Consider the following 26,043-nt stretch of genomic DNA (forward strand, 5'->3'; position numbering starts at 1 on the left):
CCGTCTCACTCGCGGCGGACCGGTGCCGCGCGAGTCACCTCCTCTTCGAGCCGCTGTGCGTACGTGAGCCGGATCTCTCGGGCCCCTTCCCGGTCGACTACCTCCCGGCCGTCAATCTCGTGGGCGATCGGGTCGTACGTATCGGGCTGGAACCCCATCCGGTCGAGGTAGCCACACACAGCCTCCGATTCCAGGCCAACCTCGATCGCTTCGTTCAGGTACTCGAGCACGGTGTCGAACTCGGGGACGATGATCCCGTCCTCCCGGATCTCCCCTCTGTCGCCTTCGATTCGCAGTTCGGTCTCGGTCAGGTGTGCCGTCACCGTGGCGATATGGTCGGCGACCCGCAGGACCTGACTCGGGAGCGCGGTGTCGGGCGACCGCCACTCCACCGTGTTGAACTCGTCGCGGAGCTGGACCGGCGTCCAGACGGCGCTCTCGGGGTCGAAGTTCGCCACGATGTCCCGTCGGTCGACGCCATGGTCTCTCGCTGCCTCCACGAATTCCTCGTATCGGCGCTCGATCCGCCGGTTCCACTCGTCGTGACTATCGACGTACCGCCAGAGTCGGCCCTGGTGTGCGAGGTCGGCGTACGCCATCCAGCGGTAGAGCCACGACCGACCGCCGACGGCGACGCTCCGGCCCTCGTAATACGGCGAGGAGTTGACGAGCGCGAGGGCGGGGTCCAGGGCGACCAGCGTGTTCAACTGCTCGATCGACCGCCCTGGCTGTTGCTCGACGTGGATGTGTGTCCCGGCACAGTGACGGACGTACTCGAAGTTCTCACCGACGACGTCGTTCTGAATCCGTGTCCGATCGCTCGGAATCTCTCCGATTTCGGGTTCGTGGATCGGCGTCGCGAGCGGGACGAGTCGTTTCCCGATATCCTTTCCCCGGTTCACGACCCTGGTGATCCGTTCGAGGAGTTCGGTCCGCAGCTCCTCCGACGTCTCACAGGGTGTGGTCTTGATTTCGAGAAGCGGTTCGACGAACTCCCGCTCGACGCCTGGAAAATCAGTCAACCCGTCCGGTTCAACCAGTCTCCCCGTTTCGTCGACGACCCAGTACTCGACTTCGATACTCCGCCGAATCGTCGTCGAGTCCGGCGGTGGCCCCGGAACTCCGCTGTCGACGCTGTCATCTACCATTAGAATCCCTCGCGGCTCGACGCATGGTTAGTGCCAGTCTGCAGATTCACAAAATATACGGTTATATCTTCCGGTGTCTACAAAGTTATATCCGTTAAGGCTGGGAATATTATGTCTATATACCTAGTATCTATCGGTTTGGAAAGTTATGTCACCCTCGGTTCTACCGGGTGCAACGTAGCGCTGGCGGGGGGTGAGATCGCCGACTGACACGCCCGCGCTCTGTCGGGCGACACGCCCATCGATCGATTCGAATCTCGCCAGCGCGACGAACTCATATGTCGGTGTGATGCCGTTGGACTAGCACGATGGTCTCCGTCGAACGATACGACTCCATGGACGAACAGGTCGTCCTCGTGACAGGCGCGACGCGTGGTATCGGCGAACAGATAGCGACTCAGCTGGTCGACCACGGCGCGACGGTCTACACCGGCGCACGCAGTACAGACGACGTGACGGCTGCCGGCCAGCGACCGATCGAACTCGACGTGACCGACGACGCGACGATGCGGGCGGCCGTCGACCACGTCGCGGCCGACGCGGGTCGTCTGGACGTGCTCGTGAACAACGCCGGTGTCGGCGGGCCGCGGGGCCCGCTCCACGCCGCGGCGGTCGAGGACGTCGACGCGACACTGGCCGTGAACCTGCGCGGGCCGGTCGTCCTGACGCAACTCGCGCTGCCGCACCTGCTGGACGGCCAGGGCGGCCGCGTCGTCAACGTCTCCTCGGGGATGGGTGCGCTCGGCGAGGGCATGAGCGGTGGCTGGCCGGCCTACCGCGTCTCGAAGGCGGGACTCAACGGCTTCACGACGTACCTCCACGGCCAGTACCACGGCCAGGGCCTCGTCGCCAACGCCGCGTGTCCGGGATGGGTGCGGACCGACATGGGCTCGCCGGCCGCCCCGAAGAGTCCCGCCGAGGGGGCAGACACGCCGGTCTGGCTGGCGACGTTCCGGCCGGGCAGTACGGGCGGGCGGTTCTGGCGGAACCGCGAGGTCATCGCGTGGTGAGGGCGGTGCGCGGCGGGGGCGGGCAGTGACGGTGCCGCGCTTCAGATGTAGATGTGGCCCTCGGCGTCGGGGCCGACCGGGTCGGGCCGGGAGCCGTCACAGACTCGCGCGGCCGAGACCACCGCGGCCAGCGAGTCCAGCGCGTCGTGGTTCTCGAGGTACGTCTCGCGGTGGTCGCCGACGTCCACGCTGCAGGCCTCGACCGTCCGGACGTTGTGGGCCCGCCGCTCGCGGGCGCCGTCGACCTGCTTGTACCCCTCGCGGTAGCACCCGAGCCAGCCGAACGTCGCCGCCGGGTACACCTCACAGACCCGCGTCGCGGCGTCGTCGGCCTGCATCGGGACGACGGCCGTGTCCTCGCGGGGAGCGAGCCGACCCAGTACCTCCCGCGCCCCGTGGTAGGTCATGCTCCGGACGCGATTCGTGTAAGGACACAGCGCCGCGCGCTGGAGGTCAGTTTCGCGCCGCACGTCGCGCGCGCCGGTGAGGGCCTCGGCCCGTTCCCGACAGCGCGAGGAAAACGCCACGGGGTCTGCGGGGCCGCCGCTCCCCGCGACCCACTCGAGAAAGCCCGTCCAGTCGCCGCCACACAGGGCCGAAAGCAGCACCTGCGGGAGACTGAACGGGAAGTCCAGGCCGACGGTCGTCACGTCGTCGTCGGTGATTCGCTCGACGAGGCCCGCGTAGGCCGACTCGCGGTCGCGCCCCCACGCGTCGCCCGCACGGTAACAGTCCTCGACGACCAGGCCGGTCGCCGTGTGGTTCGCCTCCGTCACCCAGAGTGTGTCCCCTGCCTCCCTGGCACCGCTGAAGTCCACGCCCAGCACACCGGAACCCATAGACTGTTTGTTAGGTCCCGCTATTATCAATGTTTGGAACTGGACAGGTCGAACGCGTCCGAAAGCGGTTTGTCCGGGACGTGCCAACAGAATGGTATGCCCGCGACCCTGGAACTCGTCTGCAACAACGACGACTGTACGCTGGACATGTTCGAACTCCACTACACCTACGACATGCCCGACGAGACCGGCGTGTCGGACTTTCACTGTCCGTACTGCGGCCAGACGGAGACGCTGGAGGCCATCGAGGTATGATGCGGGACATCGGCGAGTCCATCGGTAACGCCATCTTCGGCAACCTCGGGCGAGCGTCCAGTCGCGTCCAGGAGAACAAGCCCCTGCCCGCCGACCTGCTCGAGGCAGACGACGCCTACCTGGTCGTCTTCGACGCCCCGGGCGCGGTGTCGAGCGACGTGCAGGTGCGCTACGTCGACGACCGCGTCGAGGTCCGCATCGACCGGTTCCGGGACTTCCACGAGGGATTCGAGATGCGCTACCCGGGCCGCGGCCTGGCGCTCGACGGCTCGGTCACGCTGCCCGACGACGCCGTCGTCGACCCAGAGGCGGCGACGGCCACACTGAAGCACAACGGGACGCTGCAGGTCACCATCCCGAAAGACGGGGCCGTCGAGACGGCCGACGACGACGCCGACACGGACCACGACGACGCGGCGGACGACGAGGCCTGAGAGCATCGCCGGGGCGTGGGGGCGTCGCTCACTCCCAGTCGCGGGTCGGGTCACCGAGCGCGTCGAACGTCTCGGTCCCGTCGAACCGCGTCGGGTCCAGGCGGTCCGCGACCTGTGCGTCGATCGGGTGTTCTGTCCCGAGGACGCTACTGGCCAGATACTCGCCCATCGCCGGGGCCCGCATGAGGCCGTGGCCCTGCCACCCCGTCGCGACCCAGAGTCCGTCGGCGACCCGACCCACCAGCGGGTCCCGGTCAGGCGTGGCGGTACACAGGCCGGCCCACGAGCGAGCGACGGCCGGGTCCAGCGTCGTCGTCGCGCCGAGGCGACCCAGCGCCGACTCGAGAAACGAGGGGTCGGCGTCGCGGTTCCACTCGCCGGGTGACGCGTCGTGGGCGCCGTCGCCGACGAGGAGGCCGTCGCCCCGCGGCCGCCAGTAGAACTCCCGGGTCGCGTCGTACAGCGACGGGAGCGTCGCGTCCACCGGCGTCGTCTCGAGCACCTGTGCCCGGTAGGTCTTCAGCGCGAGGTCGACGTCGGCGTCGGCGAGCAGTCGCTCAGTGGCCCACCCCGCGGCGACGACGACTGCGTCGAACCGCTCCTCGCCGGCGGGCGTCGCGAGCGTCCGCAGGTCGTCCGCCACGAGCGACACCGGCGTCCCGGGCCGAAGGACCGCGCCTGCCTCGCGAGCGCGAACGGCGAGCGCGTCGACCACCTCCGTCGGGTCGAGCAGGCCAGCGTCGTGAGCGACGCCCGCTGCCGTTATGGTCTCGGTCTCCAGCGCGGGGTACCGGTCGGCCAGCGTCGCCCCGTCGGCGTGGCTCACGTTCCGACCGAGGCGCTGCATCCGGTCGACCTGCGCCCGAACCGCTCGCGCGTCGGCCTCGTCGCGGGCGACCCAGACGTACGGCCACGGTTCCAGGAGGTCCCACTCGCGGTAGCGGGCCAGCGCGCGGTCGGCGACGGCGGCGTCGAGGGGGTCGGCGAAGGCGTCGTAGCAGATGCCCGCGGCCCGGCCCGTCGCCCCGTTCCCCAGTTCGTCGCGCTCGAAACAGACCACGTCCGCGTCGCGGTCGGCCAGGGCGGCGGCGGCGACGAGTCCGACCGCGCCACCGCCGACGACGGCGATGCGCATCACACCTGGTCGCGGACGCTCGGCGGCAGGTCGTCGTCCGGGCCGGCGTAGCGGTCGGGTTCCGGCGGCATCCGCCAGTCGGTCGCGAGCTCGAGCAACTGGACGAGCATCCGCGCGGTCGCCCCCCAGACGGTGTAGCCGTCGACGTAGAAGAAGTGCAGGCGGATCTCCCCGTAGTAGGGGTGGTCGCGCTGTTCGGACTCATAGTTGTCCGGGTCGGTGAGGTCGGCGACCGAGAGGGTGACGACCTCCGCGACCTCCTCGTCGTTGGGGAGGTACTCGCGGTCGGGGATGCGCGCGACGAACGGGCGGACCGAGTAGTGGGTTACCGTCCGGATGTCGTCGAGTCGGCCGACGACGTTGACCGCCATCGGGTCGAGGCCGATCTCCTCGTTGGCCTCGCGGATGGCCGTCGCCAGCAGGTCGTCGTCCTCCGGCTCGCGCCCGCCTCCGGGGAACGACATCTGTCCGGGATGGTCGGTGAGGTGGTCGGCCCGCTTGGTGAACAGTATCGCGGGCCCCTCCGGGCGGGTGACGACCGGTGCGATGACGGCGGCCTCCCGCTGTTCGTCCTCGACGACGATTGGGTCGTACGCCGCCACCCGGTCGAAGTCCATGCTAGCCCGGATGGTGCGGACGCTCTTAATTCCGTTCGTGCTCGCCGCGTCCGCGGTCGCTCTAGACGCTGTCGAGTCGCTCGCGGATGCCGTCGACGGCGACGGGGCCCCAGGCGTCCAGGTCGTAACTGACGTCGACGAGCTCGGCGGCGCGGGCCTCGTCCTCGGCCTTGGCCGCAAGCATCGCGTCCTCCTGGAACCGGTCCTCGGCGGCCGCGACGACGGCGTCCCGGTCGAGGGCACGCTCCGGCACGTCGAGGATGTGCGGGAGGTCCCCGGCCCCCTCCGGGAGCGTCGGGAAGGCCGTCGGGCCGGCCACGAGCAGGGGCGCGTCGACGTCGGCGCCGTGGTCCGTGACCGCGACGAGGTGGTAGGACGCGACGGCGTCGTCGATACTGGACTCGAACGCGTCGGCGTCGACCCGGTCCCCGCGCTTGAAGGCCAGCTCCGCACAGGCCTGGCCGAGTTCGGCACGCGTCAGCGCCCCGAACAGGTCGACCACGCCCGCGAGCTCGTCGGGTGTCGGGTCCATACCTGCCCACCCGTGGGCGAGGGGCTTCAGACTGTTGGAGGCCGGCCCGGGTCCGTGGGGCGGCCCACAGCGGTGGTGTCACTCCTGTGCACTCGTGGGGAGGCGACTGCCGACGTACAGCACGAGTAACACGCCGGAGACCACGACCAGCCCGGCGCTCATCGCACCGAAGATGTCCGGGAAGGAGACGCCGGCGTCGCGGAGCGTCCCGACGATGACGCTCCCGGGCGCCTGCAGCAGCATCATCCCTCCGCTGTACGCGGCGTAGGCGCTGGCCCGGTGCTGGTCCGGGAGCGAACCGAGCAGGTACGTGTCGGCCGCCGGGAAGATGCTGTGGACGACGTAGCCGAGGACTGCGCTGAACGCCACTAGCGGCCAGCGCCCGCCGACGGCCGGCAACACGATGATACAGCCCGTGAAGGCCACGATGAGTCCGATGAGATACGGGAGGTTCGGGAGGCGGTCGGCCAGTCGACCGCTGACGTAGAACGCCGGGAGGCCGGCCGCGAAGACGATCAGCAGCATGAGCCGCCCCGTCCCGCCGGACAGCGACAGCGTGTTGAGGTATGTCACGTAGAAGTTGAACACGCCGTTCCAGACCAGCGTCGTCGCGCCGATGGCCAGGACGCCGGTGAGGACGAGGCGCCACTGGGTCCGAATCGCGCCCGCGAAGTCGGTGTCGTCGGCGCCGGCGGCCGGGAACTCGGCCCGCCGGGCGACGAGCGTGAAGCCGATTGTCATGAGCGCCGCCGCCACCGCGACCAGCTGGAGCGTCGTCCGCCAGGAGTCGACCAGAAGCGCCGCGGAGACGAGCGCCGGTGCCGCGACGGCGGCCAGCTGGGCGGCCACGCCGTGCTGCCCCAGGGCCCGACCGGGGCGCTCCGGGAACAGTTCGGTGACCAGCGGGTTCGCCGCGACGAGGTAGACGCCGCTGGCGAGCCCCATCGTGAACGCGCCCACGAGCAGCAGATCCGGGTCCCTCGTCAGCGCGGTGAACGTCGCCCCGCGGTCAGCACGACGCCCGACCCGAACACCACCGTCGGTCGGCGGAGCCGCGTCAGGAGGTAGCCGGTCGGGAGGCGCGGGAGCGCGCTCCCGGCCCAGACCAGCGTCGCCAGCAGGCCGAGAGTGGCGTCGCTCGCGCCCGTCGCGGCCCGGATGGGCTCTAAGAGCGGGGCGAAGACGACGCGGGCGAGGTTGACCAGGAAGACCAGGCCGAGGAGGGACCCAAACACCGTGCGTCGGGACACGACTGGGGTTGGTTCGGCGAGGGCAAGAAGCGTTCCGGAAGGCCACGGGCTTTTTGTCCGCCGGTGACGGAGCACCGATATGGATTCGGTCAGGAAGGCCCTACGCGCCGGGGACGTCGAGAAAGACAGCTACGGTCGCCTCTCGTGTACGACCTGCGGAGAGACGCTCTCGACGGAGAGCCGCCCGGACGAGGTCTGGAAGGTCAGGGTCTGTCCCGAGTGTGGCACCGAGTGGAAGGAGATCGGATAGCTACTCGAAGACGGCGTCGAAGGCGTTCGCACCCAGCGGTTCGTACCGGCCCGCGTCGACGTTCTCCCCGACGTGGTCTGGGTCCCCCATTCCGACCAGTGACGACGTCACGCCCGGGGCGCTCCGGGCGAAGTTGATGGCGCGCTGGACCCGCGTCTCCCCGTCGACTCTCGCCGCGACGGCTTCCGGCATCTCCGTGGCCAGTCGCCCCTGCATGATGGAGGCGCTCGTGAACACGTCCAGGCCCGCTTCGTGAGCGAACCAGAGCGCCGACTGGGCGCCCTCGGCGCCGCGGTGGGCCTCGACCGTGAACGCGTCGGCCATGAACACGTTGAAGGGCAGCTGTATCGCCCGCAGGTGCGTCGCGGCGTTGCCCGCGGCCGACGCGGCCGACCGTGCCCGGTCGACGACCTCCGGGAGCGAGAGGTACCGCTCGTGGTCCTCGGGGACGCGGAAGGCCTCCCACGTCGCGACGCCGTAGTGGGCGATGTCCCCCTCGTCCGCCCGCCGTTCGAGGACCTCGAAGGCCGCCTCGAGCTGGTCGTAGACGGCCTCCCTGGAGTTCTCTGCTAGCTGCGTCTCTGGGTTGTGGACGTAGTAGAGGTCGATTGTGTCGAGGTCGAGGTTCGCGAGCGAGCGGTCGACCTGATCGTCGACGAACGCCGGCGCGAGACAGTGCTGGCCGCCGACGAGGTCGTCGAGGTCGGCCAGGCCCGTGTCGACGTACTCGGACTGGACGAACGCCCCCGGGTTCGCCGGGCGCTCGCCGTCGAAGGGGACGAACCCACCTTTCGTCGCGACGAGGACGGCGTCCCGGTCGACGGCCGCGTCGGCGACGGCCCGCCCCACGACCCGCTCCGAGCGCTGGTGGCGGTAGTTGATGGCCGTGTCGACGACGTTGACCCCCGACTCCAGGGCGGTTCGGATGGCCTCGTGGTAGCCCGCGTCGCGCTCGTCGGTCGGGTCGCCCAGGTAGGTCCCGACGCCGATGCTGGAGACGACGCCCGCGCCGAACCGCCGGAAGAACGTCCGCGCGAACTCGTCGTGCTCGTCCCGGTACGCCCAGGTCGCCTCCCGTGTCACCATGACCGCGGGTTCGGGCCCACGGAACAAAAGGGGCGAGATTCCGGGCCGTCAGCGCTCGCCGCCCATCGCCTCGAACAACCGCTCGGCCACTCGTCGCGGGAGATCCCCTCGCTGGGTCCGAGACCGTTCATGTACTCGACGGGAATCTTGCCCCCGCCCATCCGGGCGTGGCCGCCCCCCTCCGCCATCGGGATGTCGTCGGTGACCGCCTCGATGGCGCGGCCGATGTGGACCCGGTCGTCCCGTGACCGGCCCGCAAGGCGTATCGTTCCGTCCGTCTCGCCGACGACGACCACGGCCGAGACGCCCTCGAGCGTCTCGAGTTCGTCCGCGGCCTGTGGAATCGCGTCCGAGTTCGAGACCGAACCCACGTCGCTGACGGCGAAAGGCGCCCGGACGTCCCGTTCGGTTATCGCGCGGGCCTTTATTTCTAAGACCTCGGCGTCTATCTGGGGGTTCGCGATGCGGTTCAGCAGGTCGCCGTCCATCCCGTCGTAGAGGTACGCCGCCGCCGAGAAGTCCGCGGGCGAACAGCCGTTGGTCAGCGACCGTGTGTCGGACTGGATGCCGTAGACGAGCCCGGTCGCGACGTGGCTCGGGACGCAGGCGTCGGGGATATCCTGCAGGTCGGGTCCGTCGTTGGTCGGGTCCACGTCGACCTCCCGGAACTCCCAGTCCAGGTCGCTGAAGTAGTCGGCGAAGATGGTCGCACAGGCGCCGGTCCCGTCCCTGACGTCGGTGAACCGCCTGCCGCTCCCCCCCGCCGGGGTGGTGGTCGACGACGGCGACCGGGTCGACGTTGCTGGCGCCCGCGAACCCGCGCGGTTCGTTGTGATCGACCAGCACCACGGCACCGCTTTCGATGTCGCTGCGGGTCTCGATCCGGTCGAATTCGAGGTTGAGGACCGTCTCGAACGCGCGGTTCTCCGGGCGGCGTATCTCCCCCGAGTAGAGCAGCGACGCCGAGGTGTCGACCGCCCGTGCCAGTCGCTCGACGGCCAGCGCACAGGACATCGCGTCCGGATCGGGGTTGGGGTGCATCAGCACCGCCACCTCGTCGTATCCCGCGAGGACGGACTGGAACCGCTTGACCGCCGGTCGTGTGAGGTACCGGTATAGCCACGCAGCCCCGCCGCCCAGGACGAGTGCCCCGACGAGGATGCCGGCGGCGAGCAGCGGGTTCGACGTGGTGAACCCGAGCACCGCCCCGACTATCGACTCGGGGAGCCCCGCGGCCACCAGTAGCATAGCATGGGATGGTTCGGGCACCGATAAGAAGGTTCCCCTGACCTGTCAACCCGCGCGGAACGTGTCGATCGCGGCGCGATACCCCTCCCGGAACGTCGGATAGGCGAACTGATAGCCCAGGTCCTGCAGCCGGTCGTTCGAGCACCGTTTGCTCGTCTGGATGCGACGGCGGGCGGTCGACGACAGCGTCTCGTCGGCCAGTCGCTCCGCCTTCGTCTGCTTTGGCGGGCGGGGGACGCCACACTCGTCGGCCAGCCAGTCGGCAAACGCCCACTTCTCGACCGGTTCGTCGTCGACCACCAGGACCACCTCGTCGCGGTGGCCGCCCTCGAGCAGGAACCGGACCGCCCCCGCCGCGTCGTCCCGGTGGACCATGTTGAGATAGCCCTCCGTGACGGGACCGTCGAGATAGCGCTCCAGACGGTAACGGTCGGGACCGTAGAGGCCGGCGAACCTGGCGACGGTCCCGTGGCCACCCCGTGCCGCCGGTCGCTCGCGGGCGATGCGCTCTGCCTCGGCAAGCACTTCGGTCTTCTCGGTCTGTGGGTCCAGCGGGGTCGTCTCGTCGACCCAGTCGCCGCCGTGGTCGCCGTAGACGCCGGTGCTCGACGTGTAGACCAGCCGGTCGGGCGGGTCCGCGCGGGCCCAGAAGTGGTCGATAGCCGTCCGCAGCCCCTCGACGTACACCTCTCGGGCCGCTTTGGCACCCCGACCGCCCGAACTCGCGGCGAACACCACCCAGTCGGCGTCAGGCACGGCATCGAGCGCCCCCGGGTCGGTGATGTCCGCCTGCACGCCCTCGAACCCGGCGTCCTCGATGGCTTGGACGCCCGCTTCGGAGCGACGAACGCCGACGACGTCGTGGGCCGGCGCCAGCTGCTGACCCAGCTCGAGGCCGACGTAGCCACAGCCCAGGATCGCGACCCGCATCGTCAGCGCGCCGCGCCCTCGATGTGCTGGTGGAGGACGGCGTACTCGCCGACGGTCATCGGGTACCGGCCCTCGATCTTCTGCTGTATCTCCTTCGGTTCCATCGCGTCGTCGATGCCCGACGCCAGCGACTCGACGTCCATGACGGCCGTCGTCATCCCCATCAGGAGGATGTCCTGGGCCTCGGCCTGGATGGCGTCGGCGTCTGGCCGCTCCGGGTCCGTCGCGAGCACGGCGGCGGCGTCGGACAGCGAGAGGTCCGCCGCGTCGCCGGCGCCGACGGCCTCGACCGTCTCCGGGTCGAGCCCCGTCGCCTCGACGACTCGTTCGACGCCGACCGACTCGACGGTGTCCGCGAGTACGGCCTCGTAGGCTGCGAGCAACTCCTCGACCGTCCGCTCGCCCGCGTCCGGGAACTCGGCTCTGAGCATACCGGCGGTAGGGTCGGGGGGTATTTGTGATTTGAGTCCCGTCACGAGCCGGGCGTGGGCCACCCCGCCGACGTCTCGACGGCCTGCCCGTCCTTGTCACCGACGCCCCGCGGCCGGGGCGGCACCACGACCACGACGCCCGTTTCGGCCCTGAACGTGACGCGGCTGGCGGTCCCCAGCCGCTCGGGGTCGCCGTCGCTGTCCACGTCGAGTCGGACCGGGTCGCCGTCGCGGACGTACGACGTCGTGGCGCCCTGTGTGGCCGGCGACCCGAACGGAGCGGTCACGCGAAAGCGTGCGTACTCCCCTCGCACGGTGACCCACCAGACGTTCGCCGTCGCGTACCACGGCGCCAGCGGCGGGGCGAGCGGGAGACCTGACGGGAGCGTGCTGGTGCCGACGCGGCGCTCGACGGCGCGCTCTACCTGCGTGCGGCCCGCGTCCGCGAGCGCCCCGGTCGCCTCTTTCCGGGCGACCGACCGCACCGCCGTCGCGGTCCTGTTCACGGCGCTCGCTCGCGGGCGGACCTCGGGCCGTTCGAGCGTTCCGGCGACGGCACTCCGGAGCCGCACGCCGAGCCAGTCCCGTTCCGTCGCCGAGAGCGCGAGTCTGCCCGCCGCGAGGTCGGCGACGCGCCGGGGCGCCGACCCGTTCGCGAGCGCGAGGCCCCGCGCTGCCGTCCCGTTCCAGTCCCCCATCGCCGCGGCGACGATGGCCCGACTCTCCCGGGCGTCGGCACCGGTGGTCTCCCGGACCGTCGCCGCCATGGCGCGTGCCGCTTCGGCGTTTGTCTCGGCGACCTGTGCCGACAGCTGGCGTCGCCCGGCCACGCCGGACCCGTTTGTCGACTCGCTTGCCGTCCGGTCGGCCGCAGCGAGCGTCCGGGCCGCCGTCGCGAGTCGCACCCGTCTGTCCGCCCCCCCGAGTCCGTCCGTGATCGCTGCGGCGGCGTCACCGTACGGGACGGTGAAGACGTTGACGTTGCGGGTGACAAGCGGGTGCTCGCGCCCCTCGACCGCCGGGAAGTTCCGCTCCGACAGCGCGGCCCGAGTGAGGTACTGCGGGCTCGCGTCGACCCGGAGGTCGACCGGTCCCGCGGGGCCCGTCGGTGACGGGCGGGGCTGTGGTTGCTGCGTCGCGCGGGCCGCTAGCCCGCGCCTGAGATCGGTCAGGGAACCGCCGGTCCGGTTCCGAACCACCTGTCCGAGCGTCTCGCCGGCACGGCTTCGCCGGCGGGCTCGCTCGTCGAGTCGGCGTTCGACCGCGTCCAGGTACGCGATGCGGGCTGCGACCCTGGCTTTCTCGGCCGTGCTCCCGTACGCCTCGGGGACGGCGGTCAGCTTCTGACGCCGCTCTGTCACCCGCTCGCGGAGTCGTCGCGCGGGATTCGTCTCGAACGTGCCGACGGTCCCTCGCTTTGCCGAGACGGAGACGTTGTGCAGGCGCTCGCGGAGGGCGGCGAGGTCACGGTACACCCACGCCCGCAGTCCGCCGGGGCGCTCGCCGTAGACGGTGATCGCCGCCGTCTCGAGGTCACCGCGCACGGCCCGTTTCGCGAGGGCGTCGCTGCCGCCCGCCCGACGCACCAGGTGTCGCTCGGCCCTGGCCGCGACGTCTGCGAGGTTCGGACCCGAGAGGGGGCCGGCGCCGCGCTCGTGGGCCGTCCGTATCGGCCGTGGCGGTGCGACCGATTCGCCCTCGTGGCGACCGAGGACGGCGACGGACACGTGCCAGCGCTCGGTGCTCGTCGTCGCCGTCGTCCGTGTCTCGTTTCCGTTCTCCCAGACGGCCGTCCGGGCGTACTCGCGGACGACGAGACGGCCGAACTCCTCCAGCGCGTGCCAGCCGTCCGGGTCGTCGACGGTCGCACTCGCCGTCCCGGCAACCCTCGTCCGCCTGGTCGTCTCCTCGTCGACGAGCGTCCAGTCGGTTCCGGGCGACGGCGGCCGACCGGGCCGCCCGCCGCTGACGCGATCGGTGGCCGCGGCGAGTCGGACCTCGACCCCGTAGGCCTCGCGGAGCGTCCGATCGAGCTGTCCCGGGGCCGCGACAGCGCGGAAGGCCTCGACCGCAGTCTCGTCGAGCCCGACCCGCACCGGCGTCTCCGGGTCCGGCGCGCCCGTCGGCCGGTCCACGGTGCTGATGGTTTCGGCCGCCGGCCGGTACTCGGTCCTGTCGAGCACGCGACCGGCGAGCGTCGCCCCACCGCTCCCGCGAATCACGTCTTCGACGCCGGTCACGGCCGTCGCCTCGGTGAGCGCCCGGCGGCCGTCGGGGTCGCTCCGGCCGATCGTCGACCGCTGGACGCCCAGCAGCGCCCCGTTCGTGGCCAGTGCGACGTGGCGGTTCGCGACGACGTTCTCGATGGGCGCGCCGCCGTACTGGGCGTAGCCGCGCGCCCACGCCATGGGATAGAGACGCGCTGTCAGGCGCCGGCTCAGCCCGGGACTCCCGAGGCCGGCGTTCAGTCGCCGCTCGTAGGCCGCCACCCGGTCGTGGACTAGGAGAACGGGCGTCGGCACGACCACGCTGGGCGATAGGACGCGGGTCGTGACGGTCCGCCCGCCTCGTCTGACGGTGAGCGTGACGTTCTCGACCGTCGCGCGCGTCGCGGTCCCGTTCGGGCCGGCCCGGACCAGATGGACGCGCTCGATGGCTTCCCGGACGTCGCTGGCGTTCTCGATCGGGGGCACCCCCGCCGTCGCCGTGACGCCCTCGCTCGTCTCCGACACGCCGGCGAGTCGCTGCCTGACCTGCAGGTACGCCCGCAACCGGAGCGCGTCGCGGAACGGCATCGACTCGTTCAGCGCCCGGCCGACGGTGGTGTCGGCGGGCCGGATCACCGGGTTGGACGCGGCACGGTGGGCGGCCGCCGCCACGCCCGTCCGGACGGCCGTCTGCGTCTCGGCCGTCGTCTCGTCGAGGACCCGCTCGACTGCCGTCTCGGTCGGTGGCGCGGTCGGTGCGAGCGTCGGCGCGAGCGAGAGGCTGCTCACGAGCAGCAACACGCCCAGCAGTGCGAACGGGACTCGGCCGCGCGTGTCGGCGATCACGGCGACCACGTCCTGACCGTGATGTGGACGGTCTCCGTGTCGATGGCCGCCGCGGCCGCCGCCGGTGACTCGAAGCGGGCGCGCAGGTCGGCAGTCAGCAGGTCCGTCAGCGCCACCGTCAGCATGCGGTTCGTCGTCGCCACGGAGTGGTCCTCGATGTCGAGTGAGTCTACACCGGCGACCCGACCGACTCGCCGGTAGCGGCGAGCGACCACCGCGTCGTCCGGATAGTCCCCCTGGAGCGCGACGCGGGCCCGGTCCGAGGGAAAGAGCCCGTCGACGACCGTCCTGGCGACGGCGCGTGCGGCGCCGCGGTAGCCGCCCCCTCGTGTTGCTACCCGTGCGCCGCTCGTCGCGTTGCCCAGGCCGCTCGCGACGGTGACCGTGGCCGCGCGGACGTCGGCCGACGCCGGCGGTCGCGGACCGAGCCTGAACCTGCCCGTCACCGGCGCGCCGGGATACGGGGCCCACGTCACACGGACGCTCGTCCGGTAGCGCCGGTCCGCGAGTCGTCGCTCGACGGTCGCACCGACCTGCTGTTCGAACCGCCGGCCCGCGAGCGAGACGCGCGTCCCGTCGACGCGGACGCGACTCATCGCTGCCTCGCCGAGCAACGCCGTGAGCGTCCCGTGAGCGGTCCGCTGGCGCCTGGCCGACGCGTTTCCGACCCACGACGGTTCCGGGCCCGGGACGACGAGTTCGTAGTCGACGGTGGCGGTGCTGGTCGCGAGCAGCTCCGCCCGCTCGCTCGCGGGGTTCCCGGCCGCCGGGGCCTCGACGGTGGCTCCCCCGACGAGTGCCGCGGCCCCCGCACCGACCAGCAGCAGGAACAGCGTCACGTCCATGACGGTACTCGTCGCGCGCGTCATCGCCACACCCGGACCGTGAGACGACCACGTCGAATCGCTCCCGGTCCCAGCCGGACGCTCACCACGCGTGTCGCCGTGTCGGCAGCGGGCGGCGGCGTCGGCCCGACAGCCCACCGCTGTGCGCTCTCTAGAGTCACGTTCCCCTGGTATCCCGACGGCATCGCTTCGCGCACGCTCGCGAGCCGCCCGGGCGAGACGATCCCAGCCGGCGCGAGGTGCCGCTCGACGGCGTCCGCGGTGGCCGCGGCCCGGTTTCGCGTCCCCGTCGCGTCCGCCACGGCCTCGTCGAGGACGCCCGCGTACAGCGACAGGCCGAGCGCGACGGCCGTCACGGCGACCAGCGCCGCCGTGGGCGCAATCGCGCCCCTAGCCGACGAGCGTGACATCGATCCCCCTCCAGACGACGTGTCTGACGGTCAGTCGGTCGGGCGCCGGACGCCATCCGTCGGTGGCTGCCGCGCCCCGGCGCACCGCTCGCTTGAACGCCGTCGGCGACGTGAAAACCTGCCCGGGTGCCCCTTCGCTGAGCACATGGCTGAGCGGCCCGGTCCCGACCGGTACCGCTCGCCGCGTGAGCCGTGCGTGGGCCGTCCCGCCGTCGTTTCGCAGTTCGAGTCGTCGCCCGTCCAGGCGCCACGACTCGGCGGCTACCGGTCGCCGGCGGACCGACCCCGACGGGCTCGTCGTCACTTCGTCGATGGTCGCTGCCATCCCCGCGGCGTCGGGCGGCGCCGTCGTCGGCACGTTCCCGACGACGCCGAGCACGGCGACGGCGACGGCGCCGAGTGCCATCCAGAGCAACAGCGTATCGACCGGTGTCTCGAACACGGCGGTTCTGGTCCCGCTCTCGGATATAAACCTTCAGACGACCAGCCGGGTCGCGAGGACGGCCGCCACGTACGTCGCCGTCGCCGACAGGAGTGTCGTCCCGACGCGGTACCCCACGCGCGCCCTGTCGACCCCGTATCGCAACCCGGTCGAGAGCGCCGTCAGGACGGCCGCGAGGACGAGGACGTACCAGCCGACGACGAGGCCCACCGACTCGACGGGCGGCCCCCCGAGGGGGCCTGCGGTCCCCATCGTCCCGGCGAGCGCGACGGTCGCACCAGCCACGAGCGGCCCGAACAGGGCAGCCGTGTTCGACAGCGTCCCGGTGACCTGAGCCAGGTCGCGGCGCAGGTCCCGCTCCACGCTCCGGAGCGCCGACAGGTGCTCCCCCAGTGCCGAAAGCGAGTCTGCAGCGGGCGGCCCGATAGTCGCTGCGGCCCCGAGCAACGTGGCTGCCTGGCGCGTCCGTGGACTCGGGACCGCCGCGAGCGCGCCCCGGTGAGCCAGGAACGCCGTCTCGACGTCGACACCCAGGACCACCTGTCGCGCTGCGGCCTGCTCGAGTATCCCTGCCAGTGGGTCGGACTGTGTCTCGGCGATGTCGGCGAGGGCTGCTTCGACCGACTGGCCGCGGTCGACCCGGTCGGCGACGGCCGTCAGGGCGTCCGGGAGGCCGCGCTCGATGGCGGTCACGCGCTCGCGGACCCCTCGCGCCGGTCGGTAGTGGACGACAAGTGCGGTCCCGAGACCCGCTCCCAGGACGACGACCGGAACCGCCCACGCCAGGCCGATGGCGTGGACGACGGCACCGGCGGCGCCACTAGCACCGATGCCTGCGCCCGCCGCTCGTCGGCGCCCGTCCGGGACGGCAGGGTGGCTGTGTGGCACCGCTGGGGTCGGGAACGCGACGGGGCGCTGGCAGAGAAGCCACCCGCTCGCGAGACAGAGCGCAGCCGGGAGGACCACCCCGTAGGCAGCGACGAGCAGCGGCGTCCCCACCGGGACGCCGGCCGCGCTCGCCGCCGGGAGCATCGAGACCAGCGCCAGCGGCAGCAGGACGCCGAACGCGTAGAGCCCCGTGGCCGGCGCACGGAGCTCGGCGGCGAACGCACTCGTCTCATGGCGTACTCCCTCGAGGACACACTGGCGGGCGGCTGCGAGCGTCGCCGTTCGTTCGGCCGGTGGTCGGGCGGTCGCCCGCTCGATTCGCTGGATCGCGTCCGTGAGCGCCGGCACCGACTCGTCCCACTGGCTGGCGAACGCCTCCAGCCCACTCCGTGGCGTTCCCGCTGCACGTCGAGCGTGGGCGGCGAGGGAGTCGGCGAGCGGCCGGTCGGTGGCCCGCGTGGCGAATTCCGTCGCCCGCTCGCTGCTCCCCCACAGCGCCGCCCCGAGGGTGAGCATCGTCACCAGCGACGGCGCGGCGCCCAGCATCCGGAGGCGTTTCGCCCGGGCCACGACGGGGACGCCGTACCGGACGGCCAGGACGAGTCCCGACGATGCAAGGAGTGTCACGAGGCCGGCGACGGCGACGAACGGAGCGACCCCGAGCGCGACGAGCATCACTCCGACGAACGTTCCGACCGTCGCGACGGTGTACGCGGCCGCGAGCAGGGACGTCGGCCCCACCGGCAGCTGGAGCAGGTCACAGCCCCGCCGAAACGCGGGCGGGACGTCGACGGACCACGGCCAGACACTCGCACACGGTTCCACGACCCGCAGGAGCAGGCCGGCGCTCCCGCTCACGGCGCCGACCCCGCACTGTCGTCCGCACCGGTGCCCTCGCCACGGTGGCGTTTGAACGTCCCCGTTCGGTCGTCGACAGTCGCCAGCACGGACTCGTAGGACTCACCCGGGCCCCGAAGCGCGTCGACCAGGTGGCTCGTGCCCCGGGCGAGTCGACCCGTCGCGGTCGCCGTCTCGCCGTCGCGCTCGTAGAGCGTCTCGAACCGGGCCCCGGACTCGGTCCCGACGACCTCCTGGACGCGCTCGACGCCGCGGCCCGCACTGGAGGTCGGCGGCGCGAGTGTCACCAGCAGGTCGGTCGCCGCAAAGGACCGTGGCGGCACCCCGAGGTCGGTGACGAGTCGTTCGCGGACCGCCTCGGCCCCGTCGCCGTGAATCGTCCCCAGGACAGCTCCGTCGCCGCCGCCGACGCGCATCGCCTCGTAGAGGACGCTCGCCTCCTCCCCGCGCACCTCGCCGACGACGAGCGCGCCCTCGCCGAGGCGGAGTGCTGTCCGCAGCGCCTCGGCCGGCGTCACCGAGGGGCCGTCGCCGGTGGTCGTCCGAAGCGCCTGGACGTCCCGTCCCGCGGCCTGCAGGTCGTCGACCGGGAGTTCCGGGGTGTCTTCGATGACGAGGGTCCTGATCGACCGGGGGAGTTCCCACAGGAGCGCGCCCAGGAGCGTCGTCTTCCCGGCACCGCGCGGCCCGGCGACGAGACATGCGCTCCCCCGCTCGACGGCCACCGACAGCAGCCCGGCCACGGCGGGCGGCATCGACCCGGCCGCGACCAGGTCCTGCAGATCCCAGCACTCCTCGTCCTGTGCGCGGAACGCGAACGCGAGGCCGTCGCTGACCGGTTCGGTGACCCCCGCCACCCGGACCTGTCGGTCGGCCACCGTCGCCGTCGCGTCCAGCGTTGGACTCGCCCGCGAGAACGACCGGCCGCTCGTCCGGCGGAAGGTGGACGCGAGCGCCCTGGCCCCCGCGTCAGTGAGGCGGACGTTCGTCCGGCGCGTCGCGCCGTCGACTCGCACGCGGAGCGCGTTCTCCGCGACCGGGGCGGTGGCGAAGACGTCCGAGACGCGCGGGTCGGCAAAGAAGTCCTCGAGGATGCCGAGGCCGGTTGTGTGTTTCGCCAGCACCGCTCCCACGGCCGCCGCCGTCTGGCCGTCCGCACAGACCGCTTTGGCCGCGAGTCTGGGGCTCGTCTGCTCGTCGCCGATGGCGCGTACCAGTCGCTCGTGTGCGCGCTGGAGCGCCGCCGTGGCCGACTCGTCGAACCGCTGTTCCCGTGGTTCGACGTGGTAGGCGTCCAGCCGACCGGACGGTGTCGCGTACCGTCTGACCACCGCGCCCGTCTCGAGGGGCTCGCGGTCCTGCAGCGTCGCGTCGGGCGGCGGCGCGGTGCCGACGCGCGCGTCGCTCACTGCGGGCCCGGTGTAACAGGAAAGCGCCCCGTCGTAGTCGTCGGCCCGCTCGGCCAGCAGCGTCAGTCCCGTCTCGGCGGCCAGGTCCGCGACGGTGCCGGTCCGCCCCGCCGCCTCGCTGGCCGCGGCGAGGGGATCGCGCTTCGCCCGGCGCGCTACCCGTTCGTCGACGGGCGCCACGCGGGTGGCGAACCGACCGGCGGCGACCAGGAGGGCCGCAGCGTCGTCACAGTAGGCACGCTCTGCCCCTTCCTGTTCGACGACCACGCTGTCGACGTCGGCCCCCCCGAGCGCGTCGACCACCGTCGCCCGACAGGTCGGCGCTGTCGCGAGGGCACCCGACCCCGGACAGGCCGCAGCGTCGACGGTCAGGGTGTCCCGGTCGAAGGTGGCCGCACACTCGCACTCGGCCGCGGTTTCTGACCCGGGCGGCGTCTCACGCATCGGTGGCCTCCCGTGACTGTCCCCCCGTCAGTCGCCGGACGGTCACGACGGGCGCGCCGTCGTGGCCGGCCAGCTCGAACGCGAGCCTGTGGGTGCCGGCCGCCGCCAGCGTGAGTGCTCCACCGACGGGACGGAGCGGCGCGTCGACCAGCAGGTGCCGGCCGCGGTGGCCCGCCCCGACCTGCCAGGTCACGACGCCTCCCCCACCGCGCTCGCGGAACGTCACCCGTTCGACGCCGGCACTGGTCAGCGACCGGCCGGGCAGGCGCAGCGTCGCCACCACTCGCGCGCTCGCTCCCTGGCCGGGGTCGTCCGCGGCGACCAGGTGCTCGAGTCGGTCAGACAGCGCCCCGAGTTGCCGTTCGAGCGTCGCGTCGGTTCGCTCGACGCCCGCCGCGGAGATCGCGGGCGTGCTCACCGCGAGCAGCGCCCCCGTCACGACGGCCGCCAGGACCAGGCGAACCATCACAGGTAGGCCCGTATCCGGGCGAGCACCCCGGGCTCGTCGGCCTCGTCCGGGTCGCGGTCGGACGCTCCCTCCGTGAGCGACGTGAGGCCGTCCGTGTCGTGACCGCCTCCACTGCCGGCCGGCGAGCTGTCGAACTCGGTGGCCTCCTGCGTGTGCTCCGGATGCCCGTCCGGGGGGCGGATTCCATCTGTCGCGTCACGGCGCTGGTCGACCGACTCCGGCCCGCGCTGTCCGGCCGATGTGTCTTCCATCCCGTTCTGCTCGGTGACTGACTCGTCCGGTCCGCCCTGTCCAGTCGGCGCACCGTCACCCACCGGGGCGGACCTGCCCCGGCCGGGCAGCTCCTCGTCCAGTCGCCGTTCCAGTCGGTCGGTCGCGGCGAGGGCCGCGTCGGCGCGCTGTTCGACGTCCTCGTTGACCGAGCGGACGTTCCCGACGTACCCGCGGAGCGCCTGGGTCGCCGCCTCCAGTTCGGTCGTCTGGTCGTCGATGTCCGCGACGCGGTCCTCGAGCGCCCCGATGCGTGTCTCGAACTCAGCGAGTCCCGTCGCGTCGGGGAACTCGCTCTCGCCGTCGGTGACGGCCCGTTCGACCGTCCGGACGCGCTCTGCCAGCGTTTCGAGGTCGGTCATGGACGGGGGTGGTCCCGTCCCCGTACTTGAACCCTCGGCCGGGGCACTGCCGAGGGTTTATCGCCTATCGGGGGGCAAGCGACGTCCGTGTCCGGAACCGACCAGACGACGGCGGCCTTGAGCCCTACCGTCGGGCGGCCGCCGGCGACCACTTTCACCGCGCTCGCGACACCTCTTTAGGCGGGGCTGGCGTACGCCACGGCAAATGACACGGGTGATACACACCGGTGACACCCACATCGGGTACCAGCAGTACCACGTGCCCGAACGCCGCCGGGATTTCCTCGCGGCGTTCGAGCAGGTCGTCGACGACGCCATCGACGACGACGTGGACGCGGTGATACACGCCGGCGACCTGTTCCACGATCGCCGGCCGACGCTGACCGACATCCTGGGGACGCTCGAGGTGCTCGAGACGCTCGACGAGACCGGTATCCCGTTTCTCGCCGTCGTCGGCAACCACGAGGCGAAACGGGACGCCCAGTGGCTCGATCTCTACGAGTCGCTGGGGCTGGCGACGCGGCTCGGCGCCGACCCCACCGTCGTCGGCGACACGGCGTTCTACGGGCTCGATTTCGTCCCGCGGTCCCAGCGCGACGACCTCGAGTACGAGTTCGCGCCGTCCGACACCGACCACGCGGCGCTCGTCACGCACGGCCTCTTCCAGCCGTTCGACTACGGCGACTGGGACGCGAGCGAGGTACTCTCCCAAGCGTCCGTGGACTTCGACGCGATGTTACTCGGCGACAACCACGCGCCGGGTAAACAGCGCGTCGAGGGCGCCTGGGTCACCTACTGCGGGTCGACCGAGCGCGCCAGCGCGAGCGAGCGCGACGACCGGGGGTACAACATCGTCACCTTCGACGGCGAGGTCCGCATCACGCGCCGTGGCCTGGAGACCCGCGAGTTCGTCTTCGTCGACGTCGAACTCGACAGCGAGGAGGGGGCCGACCGCGTCCGTCGCCGCGTCGGCCAACACGACCTCGAGGACGCCGTCGTCGTCGTGACCATCGACGGCGCAGGCGATCCGATCGCCCCGCGAGCATCGAGGAGTTCGCGCTCGACGCCGGCGCCCTCGTGGCCCGCGTCACCGACCACCGGGAACTCGCGACCGAGGACCGCGAGACGAGCGTGAGCTTCGCCGACCCGGACGAGGCCGTCACCGAGCGGGTCCGCGAACTCGGCCTGAGCGGGGCCGCCCGCGACATCGACGAGACGGTCCGCGCGTCGAAGGTCGCCGACTCGAACGTCGCCGACACCGTCGAACGGCGGATCCGTGACCTCGTCGAGGCGGACTCGGACGCCCTGACCACAGGGGCCGACCCGTCGAGCGAGGATGCCGAGACCACGGCCGGGGCCGACGGGGGCGAGGCCACCACGGGGACCGACGCGTCGGCGGACGCCACCGAGAGGTCGGCAACCGCCGACGAGGCCTCAGAGGACGGCCCCGAGTCCCAGGAGGGGGACGCCGAGGCACCGGCGCCCCGCACCGACGGCCAGGCCGACATGGGGGAATTCCTGTGACGGGGGGCCGCCGATGAGGTTCCAGCGGGTCCGCCTGGAGAACTTCAAGTGCTACGACGACGCCGACCTGCGACTGGACCGCGGCGTGACCGTCATCCACGGCCTCAACGGGAGCGGGAAGTCCTCGTTGCTGGAGGCCTGTTTCTTCGCGCTCTATGGCTCGAAGGCAATCGACGAGACGCTGGAGGAGGTCGTCACCATCGGCGCCGAGGACTGCACCATCGAGCTCTGGTTCGCCCACGGCGGCACGGAGTACCACCTCACCCGCCGCGTGCGCAATACTGGCGAGCAGGCCCAGACGGCCAAGTGCGTCCTCGAGACGCCGGAGGGGACCTTCGAGGGGGCCCGCGACGTCCGCCGGCGCGTCACCGAACTGCTCCGGATGGACGACGAGGCGTTCGTCAACTGCGCGTACGTCCGCCAGGGCGAGGTCAACAAGCTCATCAACGCCTCGCCCAGCGAGCGCCAGGACATGCTCGACGACCTACTCCAGCTCGGGAAGCTCGAGACGTACCGCGAGCGCGCGAGCGACGCCCGTCTGGGCGTCGGGCGCGTGCGCGACGACAAGCGAGGTGCGCTCTCCCAGCTGGACGAACAGATCGCGGAGAAAGAGGCCAAGGACCTCCACGAGCGACTGAACTCGCTGGAGACGCGCCGGAGCGAGGTCAACGCGAAGATCGAGCAGTTCACCGACCAACGAGAGAAGGCCCGGGAGACTCTCGAGCAGGCCACCACCGTCCTCGAGGAACACGCGGAGAAACGCGAGGAGCTCGCCGCTCTCGAGGACGATGTCGCGTCGCTCCGGGAGGCGATAACCGAGACCGAGACTGAGCGGACGCGGCTCAAGGACCGCATCTCGGAGGTGCGCACCGAGCGCGAGTCGCTCGAGGCGGACCTCGAGGAGACGCTCGCGGACACGGAGCTGGCGGCGGCCGACCCCGACGCCGTCGCGGCCCGCCTCGAGACACTCGCGGAGCGCGACGAGGAGCTCCAGGCCAGGATCGAGGACGAACGCGTCGAAGCTCAGAAGCACAGCGGCGAGGCCGATTCGCTGGCCGAGACGGCGGCCGACCTCGAATCGCGTGCCGAATCCAAGCGGTCGGAGGCCGACTCGCTGGAAGCGGAGGTCGAGGCGGCCCGCGAGACCATCGCCCAACGCCGCGAGAAGCTCGACGACATCGACGACGACATCGCCCGGCTCGAGACGCGCTTCGAGTCGGCCGCCGTCGACCGGGACGGGGCCGAGGCCGACCGCGACGACGTCGCGGCGGAATTGCGCGAGGCGCGACAGCGCGTGACCGAGCTGGAGACCACCCTGGAGAACGAGCGCGAGTCGCTGGCGGAGGCCGAGGCACTGCTCGAGGCCGGCAAGTGTCCCGAGTGTGGCCAGGACGTCGAGGACTCACCCCACGTCGAATCCATCGAGGACGACCGGGAGCGCGTCGCCGAACTGGAGGCCGACCTCGAAGACGCCCGGGAGACGGTCGCGGAACTCGAGGCCGACCTCGAGGAGGCAGAGGCGCTCGTCGAGGCAGCCGACGACCTGGCGACGCTCGAGACCAACCGCGAGAATGTCGCCCAGCTGGTCGCCGAGAAGGAGCGCGGCATCGACGACGACCAGGACCGCATCGGGACGCTGCGCGAGGAGGCCGCGGAGCTGGAGTCCCAGGCCGAAGCAAAGCGCGAGGCTGCCGCCGAGGCGAGAGAGCAGGCCGAGGCGTGCCGGTCGGTCGTCGCCGAGTGCAACCAGGAACGCCAGACCGTCAAGTCGGCAATCAAGCGACTCGAGCGCGTCGAGGACTGCTCGGAGAGATGGGGGAGCGCGAGGAGACGGTCGAGCGCCTGCGCGAGAAACGCGAACAGCAGGCCGAGCTGAACGACCAGCGCCGCGAGCGACTGGCCGACAAGCGGGAGCGAAAGGAGGAACTGGAGGCCGAGTTCGACGACGAACGTATCGAACAGGCACGCTCACAGAAGGAGAACGCCGAGGCCTACATCGAGCAGGCCGACGGGAAACTCGACGAGCTCCGGGGGACGCGCGACGACCTGCAAAACGCCATCGGCGGCGTGCGAAACGAACTCGAAGAACTTGCGGCGCTCCGCGAACGGCGCGACGCCCTCGAGGAGACTCTCGAGAACCTCGAGGCCCTCTACGACGAGACTCAGGACCTCCAGGAGATGTACGGGCGTCTGCGCGCGGAACTACGCCAGCGCAACGTCGAGACCTTAGAGCGGATGCTCAACGAGACGTTCCGGCTCGTCTACCAGAACGACTCCTATTCCCACATCGAGCTGGACGGCGAGTACGAGCTGACGGTCTACCAGAAGGACGGCGACCCGCTCGAACCCGGCCAGCTGTCGGGCGGGGAGCGGGCGCTGTTCAACCTGAGCCTGCGCTGTGCTATCTACCGCCTGCTCGCGGAGGGCATCGAGGGGTCGGCCCCGATGCCGCCGCTCATCCTCGACGAACCGACGGTGTTCCTCGACTCGGGCCACGTCACGCAGCTGCTGGACCTGGTGGCGTACATGCGCGACGAGGTGGGCGTCGAGCAGATTCTCGTCGTCAGCCACGACGAGGAACTGGTCGGCGCGGCCGACGACCTGGTCCGGGTCGAGAAAGACGCCACCTCGAACCGCTCGCGGGTCGACCGGGTCGAGGCGTCGGTGGCGGAGCTAGTCTGACGACGGCGCGAGGACCGCGAGCGCCTCGCGGGTCGTCTCGGTCGCGTCGTAACCGCGCTGGCCGGCCGCATCCGCCTCGACGACGAGGCCCGCCGCGCGGAACTCGGCCAGCAGGCCGTGCAGGTCGCTCTCACAGAGGTCGTAGGCGTCGAGCAGTTCGTGAACGGACAGCGGGCCGCGGGCGTCCAGTTCGACGAGGAGACCGAGCGCGCGGTCGTCGTGGACCGCCGAGAGCACGCGCCGGACGGTCGCGGGGACGCCACCCACCGCGGTCACGAGCGGCGACTCGCCTGCCACCGGTTCGAGCTCGTCGTTGGGGAGGTGTCGCTGGGCGCCCGTCGCCGGGTCGCGGACGAGACTCGCGTCGCTCGACTCCTTGACCAAGAGATAGTGGTGCCCGGACTCGTCTCGAACCGTTCGCATGTCCCCGAGTAGCCGTCGGGCGTGGTTAGCCGTTGTGGTCGTCGCTCCCGTCGTCGGGTCGGGCGACGGCCGTCCCGGTCTCGTCGGCGTCGCCCCTCTCGTCGGTGGCCCACTCTCCGTCGCTCACCCCGTCGTCGGTATCCCGGTCTTGGTCTCCAGTGTCGTCGTCGGTGTCCCGTCTGGTGAACTTGAGGTACTCGTAGGTGCCGTAACCGAAGAAGACGACGCCGACCAGGAAGACGCGGCTCCCCAGGTCGACCTGCCCGCGGAAGTACGCCAGCATCGGGCCGAGCGCCAGTGCGAGCAGCGCGACGTTGAACACGACGACGAGTTTGACGAACAGCCCGGCGACGTCGCTCTGGTAGTCGGCCTCGCTGGGCGTCGGCGTCGGTGGACCGAGGCTGTCGGGGTCGAACTCCTCGGGTTCGTGCTTGCTCTTTTGCGTGAAGACGTTCCCGCTCACGTCCGGGTCGTCGTCGCCGGGGATGTCCACTACCGGGGAGTTACGTATCGCGGTCGAAAAAGCGTTCGCAGTCAGTTCGCGTCCTGGAGCGTGACCACGGTGTCGGTCTGGAGCCACGCGAGCGGGTTCTCCGCGTCGTAGAATACTGTCCCCTCGTCGGTCTCGTAGGTCTCGGTCGTCTGCACGGCCGCCGGCAGTGCCGGCTCCGACCGGAGCGCTTCGGACCTGTCCGCCTCGCCGTCGGGGGATACGTGGTGCGACATGGGGTCGTCGCCTATGGGTATGGCACACCTTCACAAATACTTTCTGCCCGTGTCAGATGTTGTCACCCCTTCA

General features: G+C 71.3%; 23 protein-coding genes and 4 pseudogenes. 6 read left to right on the forward strand and 21 right to left on the reverse strand.

The window, feature by feature from the left end; all coding sequences use genetic code 11:
* Window positions 1–5: 5 nt before the first annotated feature.
* Entirely contained in the window at window positions 6–1,148 is a 1,143-nt protein-coding gene (locus P1N55_RS16360; RefSeq protein ID WP_276276568.1) for a glutamate-cysteine ligase family protein, read from the reverse strand.
* Between the two features lie 308 nt (window positions 1,149–1,456).
* Here P1N55_RS16360 and P1N55_RS16365 point away from each other — a divergent pair, with 308 nt between their 5' ends.
* Window positions 1,457–2,158, forward strand: a complete 702-nt coding sequence (locus P1N55_RS16365; RefSeq protein WP_276276569.1) for an SDR family NAD(P)-dependent oxidoreductase — start codon at window positions 1,457–1,459, stop codon at window positions 2,156–2,158.
* Window positions 2,159–2,199: 41 nt separating this feature from the next.
* Here P1N55_RS16365 and P1N55_RS16370 read toward each other — a convergent pair whose 3' ends face one another.
* Window positions 2,200–2,997, reverse strand: a complete 798-nt coding sequence (locus P1N55_RS16370) for a DUF429 domain-containing protein (RefSeq protein WP_276276570.1) — start codon at window positions 2,995–2,997, stop codon at window positions 2,200–2,202.
* Between the two features lie 96 nt (window positions 2,998–3,093).
* On the opposite strand from P1N55_RS16370, the gene P1N55_RS16375 reads away from it, so the two are divergent.
* On the forward strand, window positions 3,094–3,252 hold the full coding sequence (locus tag P1N55_RS16375; protein ID WP_276276571.1) for a DUF7559 family protein: 159 nt from the start codon (window positions 3,094–3,096) through the stop codon (window positions 3,250–3,252).
* Window positions 3,249–3,686: an Hsp20/alpha crystallin family protein gene (locus P1N55_RS16380; protein WP_276276572.1), complete on the forward strand. Its 438-nt coding sequence runs from the start codon at window positions 3,249–3,251 to the stop codon at window positions 3,684–3,686. Before P1N55_RS16375 ends, P1N55_RS16380 begins: the two co-directional genes overlap by 4 nt.
* Before the next feature lie 28 nt (window positions 3,687–3,714).
* Here P1N55_RS16380 and P1N55_RS16385 read toward each other — a convergent pair whose 3' ends face one another.
* The 4 genes and pseudogenes from P1N55_RS16385 to P1N55_RS16400 form a co-directional block, all read right to left on the reverse strand.
* Window positions 3,715–4,821 (reverse strand): NAD(P)/FAD-dependent oxidoreductase, encoded by a 1,107-nt coding sequence (locus P1N55_RS16385; RefSeq protein ID WP_276276573.1) that lies wholly within the window; start codon window positions 4,819–4,821, stop codon window positions 3,715–3,717.
* The gene (locus P1N55_RS16390; RefSeq protein ID WP_276276574.1) at window positions 4,821–5,438 is read right to left on the reverse strand and encodes an NUDIX hydrolase; all 618 of its coding nucleotides are present in this window, start codon (window positions 5,436–5,438) and stop codon (window positions 4,821–4,823) included. The genes P1N55_RS16385 and P1N55_RS16390 overlap by 1 nt, the downstream gene beginning before the upstream one ends.
* A gap of 61 nt (window positions 5,439–5,499) precedes the next feature.
* Window positions 5,500–5,970: a DUF7109 family protein gene (locus P1N55_RS16395; protein ID WP_276276575.1), complete on the reverse strand. Its 471-nt coding sequence runs from the start codon at window positions 5,968–5,970 to the stop codon at window positions 5,500–5,502.
* Between the two features lie 78 nt (window positions 5,971–6,048).
* Window positions 6,049–7,184 (reverse strand): annotated as a pseudogene (locus P1N55_RS16400) (MFS transporter).
* A gap of 115 nt (window positions 7,185–7,299) precedes the next feature.
* Here P1N55_RS16400 and P1N55_RS16405 point away from each other — a divergent pair.
* On the forward strand, window positions 7,300–7,470 hold the full coding sequence (locus P1N55_RS16405; RefSeq protein ID WP_276276576.1) for an HVO_0758 family zinc finger protein: 171 nt from the start codon (window positions 7,300–7,302) through the stop codon (window positions 7,468–7,470).
* Here the strand turns inward: P1N55_RS16405 and P1N55_RS16410 are convergent, their stop codons facing one another.
* The 12 genes and pseudogenes from P1N55_RS16410 to P1N55_RS16470 all read right to left on the reverse strand — a co-directional run bounded on the left by P1N55_RS16410 (window position 7,471) and on the right by P1N55_RS16470 (window position 20,615).
* Window positions 7,471–8,556, reverse strand: a complete 1,086-nt coding sequence (locus tag P1N55_RS16410; protein WP_276276577.1) for an aldo/keto reductase — start codon at window positions 8,554–8,556, stop codon at window positions 7,471–7,473.
* Window positions 8,557–8,604: 48 nt separating this feature from the next.
* A pseudogene (locus P1N55_RS19825) lies at window positions 8,605–9,804 on the reverse strand (DHH family phosphoesterase).
* 45 nt (window positions 9,805–9,849) lie between these two features.
* Window positions 9,850–10,734: an SDR family oxidoreductase gene (locus tag P1N55_RS16425; protein ID WP_346429981.1), complete on the reverse strand. Its 885-nt coding sequence runs from the start codon at window positions 10,732–10,734 to the stop codon at window positions 9,850–9,852.
* 2 nt (window positions 10,735–10,736) lie between these two features.
* Window positions 10,737–11,165 carry a DUF5791 family protein gene (locus P1N55_RS16430; protein ID WP_276276578.1) on the reverse strand — a complete coding sequence of 143 codons (429 nt, stop codon included), beginning with the start codon at window positions 11,163–11,165 and terminating at the stop codon, window positions 10,737–10,739.
* 41 nt (window positions 11,166–11,206) lie between these two features.
* The gene (locus P1N55_RS16435; RefSeq protein ID WP_276276579.1) at window positions 11,207–14,218 is read right to left on the reverse strand and encodes a DUF7286 family protein; all 3,012 of its coding nucleotides are present in this window, start codon (window positions 14,216–14,218) and stop codon (window positions 11,207–11,209) included.
* Window positions 14,215–15,087 carry a DUF7284 family protein gene (locus P1N55_RS16440; RefSeq protein WP_276278754.1) on the reverse strand — a complete coding sequence of 291 codons (873 nt, stop codon included), beginning with the start codon at window positions 15,085–15,087 and terminating at the stop codon, window positions 14,215–14,217. The genes P1N55_RS16435 and P1N55_RS16440 overlap by 4 nt, the downstream gene beginning before the upstream one ends.
* Complete coding sequence (locus P1N55_RS16445; protein ID WP_276276580.1) at window positions 15,084–15,473, reverse strand: DUF7285 family protein; 390 nt, start codon at window positions 15,471–15,473, stop codon at window positions 15,084–15,086. Before P1N55_RS16445 ends, P1N55_RS16440 begins: the two co-directional genes overlap by 4 nt.
* Entirely contained in the window at window positions 15,454–15,915 is a 462-nt protein-coding gene (locus tag P1N55_RS16450) for a DUF7283 family protein (RefSeq protein WP_276276581.1), read from the reverse strand. Before P1N55_RS16450 ends, P1N55_RS16445 begins: the two co-directional genes overlap by 20 nt.
* A 33-nt stretch (window positions 15,916–15,948) precedes the next feature.
* Entirely contained in the window at window positions 15,949–17,661 is a 1,713-nt protein-coding gene (locus P1N55_RS16455) for a type II secretion system protein (protein WP_276276582.1), read from the reverse strand.
* On the reverse strand, window positions 17,658–19,514 hold the full coding sequence (locus P1N55_RS16460; protein ID WP_276276583.1) for an ATPase, T2SS/T4P/T4SS family: 1,857 nt from the start codon (window positions 19,512–19,514) through the stop codon (window positions 17,658–17,660). Before P1N55_RS16460 ends, P1N55_RS16455 begins: the two co-directional genes overlap by 4 nt.
* Window positions 19,507–19,980 carry a DUF7311 family protein gene (locus P1N55_RS16465; RefSeq protein WP_276276584.1) on the reverse strand — a complete coding sequence of 158 codons (474 nt, stop codon included), beginning with the start codon at window positions 19,978–19,980 and terminating at the stop codon, window positions 19,507–19,509. The genes P1N55_RS16460 and P1N55_RS16465 overlap by 8 nt, the downstream gene beginning before the upstream one ends.
* Complete coding sequence (locus P1N55_RS16470) at window positions 19,980–20,615, reverse strand: DUF7310 family coiled-coil domain-containing protein (RefSeq protein ID WP_276276585.1); 636 nt, start codon at window positions 20,613–20,615, stop codon at window positions 19,980–19,982. Before P1N55_RS16470 ends, P1N55_RS16465 begins: the two co-directional genes overlap by 1 nt.
* 205 nt (window positions 20,616–20,820) lie before the next feature.
* Here P1N55_RS16470 and mre11 point away from each other — a divergent pair.
* Window positions 20,821–22,139 (forward strand): annotated as a pseudogene (gene mre11, locus P1N55_RS16475) (DNA double-strand break repair protein Mre11).
* A 13-nt stretch (window positions 22,140–22,152) separates the two neighbouring features.
* Window positions 22,153–24,821, forward strand: a pseudogene (gene rad50, locus P1N55_RS16480) (DNA double-strand break repair ATPase Rad50).
* On the opposite strand, the gene P1N55_RS16485 reads toward rad50, so the two are convergent.
* The 3 genes from P1N55_RS16485 to P1N55_RS16495 are packed head-to-tail and all read right to left on the reverse strand — an operon-like array spanning window position 24,813 to window position 25,970.
* Window positions 24,813–25,244, reverse strand: coding sequence for a DUF7346 family protein (locus tag P1N55_RS16485; RefSeq protein ID WP_276276586.1), 432 nt, complete (start codon window positions 25,242–25,244; stop codon window positions 24,813–24,815). The pseudogene rad50 and the gene P1N55_RS16485 overlap by 9 nt on opposite strands.
* A gap of 25 nt (window positions 25,245–25,269) precedes the next feature.
* Window positions 25,270–25,737 carry a DUF7322 domain-containing protein gene (locus P1N55_RS16490; RefSeq protein WP_276276587.1) on the reverse strand — a complete coding sequence of 156 codons (468 nt, stop codon included), beginning with the start codon at window positions 25,735–25,737 and terminating at the stop codon, window positions 25,270–25,272.
* A gap of 41 nt (window positions 25,738–25,778) precedes the next feature.
* The gene (locus P1N55_RS16495) at window positions 25,779–25,970 is read right to left on the reverse strand and encodes a DUF7331 family protein (protein ID WP_276276588.1); all 192 of its coding nucleotides are present in this window, start codon (window positions 25,968–25,970) and stop codon (window positions 25,779–25,781) included.
* Window positions 25,971–26,043: the final 73 nt, after the last annotated feature.

This window comes from Haloarcula regularis, from assembly GCF_029338315.1.
Lineage (GTDB): Archaea > Halobacteriota > Halobacteria > Halobacteriales > Haloarculaceae > Haloarcula > Haloarcula regularis.